This is a genomic window from Metabacillus rhizolycopersici, from assembly GCF_020075705.1.
The window spans coordinates 1-1,533 of record NZ_JAIQUM010000205.1 but is presented as its reverse complement, the minus strand read 5'-3'; the positions used below and the strand labels follow the sequence as shown (position 1 = coordinate 1,533).

Genomic DNA, 1,533 nt, shown 5'->3' with positions numbered 1-1,533 from the left:
ACTTGCTCATAAGTTTTGTACTATATAGTACGTTTTTGTTAATCGAAATTAACGTTGGCACGCTTGGTTTTGTTTAGTTTTCAAAGATCATCGTGTTGTCGTTTCTCTCAGAAGCGACTTTATTAATTTATCATATTCAAATCGTTTCGTCAACATATTTTTAAAATATTTCTTTAAAATATTAAATGTTTTTCAAAACAACCGCCTATCAATTCGACAGGAATTTAATAATATAACAGATTTACCTTACTGTCAACAATATAAATTAAATTTAACTTACAGCCATTGATTATTAGTGAAAATCTCATCAAACAATAGAAGAACTTTTCTAGACATTCCATATTAATGAGATTAATCAAAATGAAATTCAGGTTAAAGGCAATAATTATTTACTCCCCTATTCAACACTCGCATTATTTAATGATAAAATTATTAACATAAATACAACTCCCCCAAACCACTAAAACAACACTAACCCAGATTATATTTTGAAGAGTTTCTTCTATAATATAAATAGCTGGTGAATGACCCCCCCTTATCAACCTTGCGGTCTCATTGAAGAAGGGGCTTCCTGATTCTTAGACCATTGCATAGTGGGGGCTCCCACTATGTCTTACACAATCTCCACAGGCGTAGATTATACTGTTCGGACACAACCCTGCCCTACAGTTTGATCGGTTCTGTTAGTTGGTCACAAGTAGTTGCTCTAATCCTTTTTGGAGGATATTCAGACTTGCATTATGATCCCGGTCCAATACCGTCCCGCACTTTGTGCAAATATGTGTACGAATGGAAAGTGATTTTTTCACGCGTTCGCCACAAGAAGAACAGTCTTATGATGTGTAGTGTGGTTCTACTTTTACAAGTAGCCCGCCATTTTTCTCACACTTATAAGAAAGCATTTGGCGGAATATTCCCCACCCTGCATCAGAAATAGACTTGGACAACTTACGATTCCGAACCATATTACGTATGTTCAAGTTTTCCATGCATACAACAGAATAGGTTCGAGACAAGTTGTAGCTTAATTTGTGTAGGAAATCACGTCTTTGATGGCCAATCTTTTCGTGTAACTGACGGATTCGCATCACTTGTTTTCTATAATTGGAAGAACCGCGTTTCATTTTGGAAAGCTTACGTTGGGCCATTTTTAATTGTTTTTCCTTTTTTCGAAGGAATGTAGGATTTTCGAATTCTCTTCCATTGGAAAGAACGGCATATTTATGTAGACCAACGTCTATTCCGATTGCGTTGTTTGTACCAATTTCAGATGGTAACCCTTGTCTTTCGACACAGAAAATAGCGTACCATCTTTTACCTTGGCGCTTAATAACGAGTTGCTTAACTGTTCCTTCTAATGGTCTGTGGAGGAGGAGATCGATTTCACCTAGCTTTGTATTGTACAGCTTACCGTTATCTGAAAAGGACATAGCCATTCGATTGCCTTTTGCATTGAACCCAAATTGAGGAAAGGTCATACTCGTGTAATCTTTGTATTTTTTCTGTTTTGGATAGTTTTTCTCCTTACGAAAG

The 1,533-nt window shown here is 36.3% G+C and carries 1 pseudogene; it reads right to left on the bottom strand.

What is annotated here, in order from left to right:
- Positions 1-683 precede the first annotated feature (683 nt).
- Positions 684-1,478, bottom strand: a pseudogene (locus tag K9V48_RS27995) (RNA-guided endonuclease InsQ/TnpB family protein).
- Between the last annotated feature and the right edge of the window lie 55 nt (positions 1,479-1,533).